The organism is Pseudoflavonifractor hominis (assembly GCF_014288125.1).
In the GTDB taxonomy this organism is placed as follows: Bacteria; Bacillota; Clostridia; order Oscillospirales; family Oscillospiraceae; genus Pseudoflavonifractor_A; species Pseudoflavonifractor_A gallinarum.
In genome coordinates this window covers 1-5357 of record NZ_JACOPR010000021.1, presented here as the reverse complement: position 1 = coordinate 5357, position 5357 = coordinate 1, and the positions used below count along the sequence as shown (strand labels likewise).

Annotated in this window: 8 protein-coding genes; 3 read left to right on the top strand and 5 right to left on the bottom strand. The window is 40.1% G+C overall.

Going from position 1 to position 5357, the window contains the following annotated elements; genetic code table 11:
- Positions 1-206: 206 nt before the first annotated feature.
- The 5 genes from H8S34_RS14870 to H8S34_RS14850 are packed head-to-tail and all read right to left on the bottom strand — an operon-like array spanning position 207 to position 3478.
- Positions 207-581, bottom strand: coding sequence for a GNAT family N-acetyltransferase (locus H8S34_RS14870; protein ID WP_079744545.1), 375 nt, complete (start codon positions 579-581; stop codon positions 207-209).
- A gap of 57 nt (positions 582-638) precedes the next feature.
- The gene (locus H8S34_RS14865; RefSeq protein WP_001028144.1) at positions 639-2078 is read right to left on the bottom strand and encodes a bifunctional aminoglycoside N-acetyltransferase AAC(6')-Ie/aminoglycoside O-phosphotransferase APH(2'')-Ia; all 1440 of its coding nucleotides are present in this window, start codon (positions 2076-2078) and stop codon (positions 639-641) included.
- Positions 2079-2471, bottom strand: coding sequence for a GNAT family N-acetyltransferase (locus tag H8S34_RS14860; protein WP_000393259.1), 393 nt, complete (start codon positions 2469-2471; stop codon positions 2079-2081). It lies immediately after the preceding gene.
- Entirely contained in the window at positions 2456-2641 is a 186-nt protein-coding gene (locus H8S34_RS14855) for a hypothetical protein (protein WP_147417997.1), read from the bottom strand. The genes H8S34_RS14860 and H8S34_RS14855 overlap by 16 nt, the downstream gene beginning before the upstream one ends.
- Before the next feature lie 36 nt (positions 2642-2677).
- Positions 2678-3478, bottom strand: coding sequence for a helix-turn-helix domain-containing protein (locus tag H8S34_RS14850; RefSeq protein WP_117502385.1), 801 nt, complete (start codon positions 3476-3478; stop codon positions 2678-2680).
- Positions 3479-3817: 339 nt separating this feature from the next.
- Here H8S34_RS14850 and H8S34_RS14845 point away from each other — a divergent pair, with 339 nt between their 5' ends.
- The 3 genes from H8S34_RS14845 to mobV form a co-directional block, all read left to right on the top strand.
- Positions 3818-4231 carry a cysteine-rich VLP domain-containing protein gene (locus H8S34_RS14845; RefSeq protein ID WP_054352687.1) on the top strand — a complete coding sequence of 138 codons (414 nt, stop codon included), beginning with the start codon at positions 3818-3820 and terminating at the stop codon, positions 4229-4231.
- A 111-nt stretch (positions 4232-4342) separates the two neighbouring features.
- Positions 4343-4738: a replication initiator protein A gene (locus H8S34_RS14840; RefSeq protein WP_117551616.1), complete on the top strand. Its 396-nt coding sequence runs from the start codon at positions 4343-4345 to the stop codon at positions 4736-4738.
- 183 nt (positions 4739-4921) lie between these two features.
- The coding region (gene mobV / locus H8S34_RS14835) for a MobV family relaxase (protein WP_186964413.1) at positions 4922-5357 on the top strand (436 nt) is incomplete at its 3' end.

The window sequence follows — 5357 nt, the reverse complement described above, 5'->3', positions numbered from 1 at the left end:
CTTTTCTGATCTCATTTTTATCTCCTCCAATTATTGAAATAGGTGTGAAGCCATTTTAGGGCTTTCCCGCCTTGATTACCCTTTAGCAAAGACGGGCGGGACTGTCAACGGCGGCGCATTTATGCGCCGTTCATCTTGACCGTTGACTGGCTCGGCTGGCTTTGCTATCTCTCCGATAAACCTGAATTCATTTAATGTACTTATTTTTAGTGCATATAAAAGGTTATATCAAATTTTCCCGACTGCTTTGTGTTTTCATATATTTTAGTATCAAGTCCGCCAATTTCAAAACCGCAAGCCAAATAAAACAAGCACGCATTCAAATTGTTGTCCTGACCAACAGTATACAAACCTGCATACCCATTTGCTATGGCATATTGATAAGATGCCTTAATTAGCTGTTTACCAATACCTTTACCACGCATTTTGCATTTGACTTTCAAGTCGTATAAAAAAAGACAGGGATTGAATACAGGAGTCAATATTGCTAATCCAATACAATCCGCTCCCTCATATGCTCCGATAAAAACATAGTCTTTCATCTCATGATAATTGTAGTTTTCATCTTTATTATTTTTCATTTTTTTAAACTATTTAATACTAATGTCTTTTATAATAGCTTTTCATATATTATATAATCAATCTTTATAAGTCCTTTTATAAATTTCTTTTCTACCATTTTCGATAAATTCCTGTTTAATATTTTTAATTCCATAAACAATAGTTTCAATAGGATAATATTCTTCAACTATATCTTGATATTCTTTTGCTTTCTCAATATCTATATTTCCATACATTCTTAATATATCTTCTCCAAAATTTGTTCCTATTTCTTCTTCACTATCTTCAAGTAAGTATATAAAATCACAATATTCATCTATAATTCCAGAATCTCCAAAATCAATTATTCCAGTTAATCTATTATTGCCATCTAACAATAGATGATTACAACTAAAATCATTATGGCATAAACACTTTTTACCCTCAAAAACTGTTGTTGCATTTAGTCTTTCCATAAAACTTTCTATATAATCTTTTTCTATATCAGTTAAATCATTATAAATAGTTTCACGCAACAATATATACTCTTCTAATACATTTTGTTTATTATCAATAGTACATTCACTAATATCTGTATAATCTAAACCGTGCATTTGTCTTAAAAAACTGGCAATATCTCGTTTTAACAAATTTTGTTCTTCTTCTGACATAGTAGAATAAATTTCTGGTGTTAAAAAAGTTCCTTTAATTTCTTTATAACCTAGTATAGATAATTCATCACTAATATACGAATATTCAATATTAGGAATTTTTACATTAGTTTCTAAATTTGTATTTAAAAAATTATATATTGCTTTTTCTTTTGCATAACCTTTTTTCTTATTAGTACTAAATTTTGTTTTAAAAATGTATTCATTATTAACTAAATATGCCACACTATCATAACCACTACCGATTATTTCAATACTATCTACTTTGAAATTATCAAAGTAATGCTCAATTAAATATTTCATTGCCTTAACATTTGTGGCATTATCATCATATCTATATTCCATTAAATAACAATCTTCTTTTTTGCCCTCGTGTAATTCATGTTCTGGCAAATCTTCAATAATTCTAAAACCAGATTTTTGGTATGCCCTTATTGCTCTTGGATTATTTTTATGAGGGTCTAAAATAACTGCATTAGCATTTCTTTCTTTTTTCAAAAATTCAAAAATCAATTTAATATATCTTGTACCAATTCCTTTACTCCAATAATTTGGCTCTCCTATAAATTGATCCATACCATAGACTATCTCATCAGTTTTTGGATAATGATAATCAGTATATAACTCATCATACATTTTATATATTTGTCCATATCCAATAGGAACATTGTTATATTCAATAATTACTCTAAAAACTTCATCTTCCCAAGGCTCTGTATAATGTTTTTTTAATGATTCTAATGTATATTTTTTATCTCTACCACCATAAAATTCTAATACTCTTTCATCAGTTAACCATTTTAACATCAAAGGAAAATCATCATCTATTAAAGTTCTTATACATATTTCATTTTCAACTATATTCATTTATTTATCACCTTTTTCATAATCATATACATATACTATTTCATCTTTATAATCATTTTTACCACCTAATTTTTCATATACATGGCAAGCTCTAGGATTACCTTTATCAGTTATTAAAAACATTTCAGAACAACCAATCTCTTTAGAATATTCCTTAATAAAAGATAATAATTTTGAACCATAACCTTTGTCTTGATAGTTAGGTAACATTCCTATTGAGTGTAAATAAAACATTGTTTTTCCATCAGGTCTTAAAAGTGTATAGCAATATGCAAATCCTATAATTTTATTATTTTCTTTAGCTATAAACCCAAATGAACTGGTATCATTAAGAAATCCTTTTAAATTATCAATATCAAAAACCATATTATCATCAATTAAAACTTCTTCCATCTTTCATCTGGGAATGTCATTTCTTCAATCTGTTCAGAAGGCAATAGTTTTTCTGTATGTTCCCATCTGTCTCCGTTGTAGGTAATAACCATTCGTCCCCTAATGGGAAAAGGTTCGTTGGGAATATTTATATCTGCGGCGTGTTTTTCATCAATAAATCTAATTTCCACTCCTTACACCTCACTAAATCAAATTTTTCCGTTCTCTTACTTTCTCCCTCGCTGCGGCTTTGGATTTTTCAGTAAATCCGATTTCTGTGCAATCTTTTTCAACCACTTCTTTTCTTCCTCTGACAGTTTCCCATAGTTCAGCTTGAGCCGCTTACAGATAAATGCCATAGCCGCCTGCTCCGGGTCGCTGTCCTCTCTGGTGGTTTCCTCTGCGGTCTGCAAAAAATCTTCCAGTGGATTGTCCTCCGGGACACTGAAAAAATCGTCCTTGTGGGCTTCCCGCAGGTCGAAGGCTATCTTGTTTATGTCCTGCTGTATCACATAGCGGCAAAAGCTGTCGTCGTCAATGTGGGCGGCGATAAGCTGTCGCAGCTGCGGGTCAGTCAAGCCGGGATTGTGTTGTTTCATAATCGTTGCACTCACGGCGTCCACAATGGCGTTTGCACTCTGTACCTGTTTTCCCGCCACGCCGTTCACATAGATTTCAAGGTCGGCCATGAGCCGGGGAAAATCCGGGTGGGTCGCCAGTTCACACAAAAGGGAATTGTCCACCAGCCCGCTTTTCAATAGTTCAATCATATCATCACTCAAATGCAGGTCTGCAAGATCGGCGTTTGGGTGATTTCTTGTTTGAGAACGGCCCAGCAGATAATCAACAGTCACTTCGTAAAACTTTGCCAACTCAATAAGGGCGTAATGGCTGATGTCCTTGAAGTTGTCCCCCTCATAACTCCCTAAAGCGGACTTGGAGAGGTGGGTTTTCTCCGCAAGCTGTTCCAGCGTCAGACCGCGTTCCACACGCAGGTCTTTCAATCGTTCTTGTATGGATAGTTCCATGCGCTCCCCCTTGTCTGCAAATATCATTTTTATTATACCACAATTCCGAAAGCGTGGAAATAGCCTGTTTTTTAGGCCAATTTCCTACCTTTCGGATATACGGGACGGGCGGTCATTTAGGTGTAGACTTAGGGTAGTTCATCGATGGACAGCACCTTGAAAACAGAATGACCGTCCGAAAAGGAATACCCCGGCTGGGGAAGCACCGCAAGGAGCCGGACTTCGGGACATTTTGTCCCGAAGTTGCGGGGAGCGTGCCAACGCTGGAATACGCCGCAGGAATGGGGCAGGAAACCTTTTCGGGGAGAACGGCAACGGAAAGCAAAATGGAGGGAACGCATGAGAAATAACCTCTATAAAGACTTGCCGCCACTGGAGCGCAGGCCGGACGGTTCCCTTTACCGCATGACACCGGCGCAGAGGAAACAGGCGGCCAGCCTGATACGCCGGGAGTGCTGTTGTTGTGAGGACGGCAACTGCATTGTCCTTGACGATGGGGACACCTGCACCTGCCCGCAGACGGTTTCTTTCTCGGTCTGCTGTAAGTGGTTCCGCTGGGCGGTCTTGCCGCTGGACGGAACGCTGGAAGCGGAGATTTTCCGGGATAAGGACTTGAAATGCTGTGCGGTCTGCGGCGGCGTGTTCGTCCCCAAATCCAACCGGGCAAAATACTGCCCCGGCTGTGCCGTCAGAGTTCACAGGCGGCAGAAAACAGAAAGTGAACGGAAAAGGAGGTCTGCTGTGGACAGTTAGGAGCGAAAAAAGCCTTGATTTATCAGGCTCCGCAAGCCCCAAACCGGGGCAGGTGGTATAAAGTATCGTCCGCCCTGAAAAATGGGCTTCTAACCGTCCACAAAACGCACTATGACAAACACCATCTATATCCATCAGCCGGAAAAGGCGTTCAGCTTCACCCGGCTCCCGAATTTCCTCTTTGAAGCCCCCACATTCAAGCCCCTGTCTAACGAGGCAAAGGTTCTGTACGCCTTTATCCTGCGCCGGACAGAGTTATCCCGCAAGAATGGGTGGGCGGATGACTGCGGACGGATTTTCCTGTATTTCCCTATCTGTGAAGTGGTCACACTGCTCCATTGTGGGCGGCAGAAAGCGGTGAACACCCTGCGGGAACTGCAATACGCCGGACTGGTGGAAATCCAGAAGCAGGGCTGTGGAAAACCCAACCGCATTTTCCCAAAATCCTATGAAGCGGTTCCAAACACCGACTTCAAGAAATCCGGTTCTGGTACGCCGGAGGACTGAAAACCGTACCCTTGAAGTACGGAAATCAATCTTGAGAAGTACGAAAACCAGACGGTATATAGAAATACAAAGATTAAAATGATTGATTTATATCCATTCCATTCCTATCGTATCAGAGATAATTCCGGCGGGATTTTCCCTATGGAAAACCCCGGATAGGAAAGGAATGGGGAAAGGAGCAGAATGGCACAACACGCAATTTTGCGGTTTGAGAAGCACAAGGGCAACCCGGCAAGGCCGCTGGAAGCCCATCACGAAAGACAGAAAGAACAATACGCCAGCAACCCCGACATTGACACAAGCCGGAGTAAATACAACTTCCATATCGTCAAGCCGGAGGGACGATATTACCACTTCATTCAGAGCCGTATCGAGCAGGCCGGATGCCGGACGAGGAAAGACAGCACACGGTTTGTCGATACACTGGTAACTGCCAGCCCGGAATTTTTCAAGGGGAAATCCCCAAAGGAGATACAGGCGTTCTTCCAGAGGGCGGCGGCTTTCCTCATTGGCCGGGTAGGACGGGAAAATATCGTGTCGGCGGTGGTACACATGGACGAGAAAACGCCCCACCTGCATTTGACCTTTGTTCCGCTGACAAAGGACAACCGCCTGTGTG

Excerpts from the sequence above, each read along its gene's own strand:
- H8S34_RS14870 (WP_079744545.1), bottom strand. The coding sequence starts at position 581 with ATGAAAAATAATAAAGATGAAAACTACAATTATCATGAGATGAAAGAC.
- H8S34_RS14850 (WP_117502385.1), bottom strand. The coding sequence starts at position 3,478 with ATGGAACTATCCATACAAGAACGATTGAAAGACCTGCGTGTGGAACGC.
- H8S34_RS14865 (WP_001028144.1), bottom strand. The coding sequence starts at position 2,078 with ATGAATATAGTTGAAAATGAAATATGTATAAGAACTTTAATAGATGAT.
- H8S34_RS14845 (WP_054352687.1), top strand. The coding sequence starts at position 3,818 with ATGAGAAATAACCTCTATAAAGACTTGCCGCCACTGGAGCGCAGGCCG.
- H8S34_RS14860 (WP_000393259.1), bottom strand. The coding sequence starts at position 2,471 with ATGGAAGAAGTTTTAATTGATGATAATATGGTTTTTGATATTGATAAT.
- H8S34_RS14840 (WP_117551616.1), top strand. The coding sequence starts at position 4,343 with ATGACAAACACCATCTATATCCATCAGCCGGAAAAGGCGTTCAGCTTC.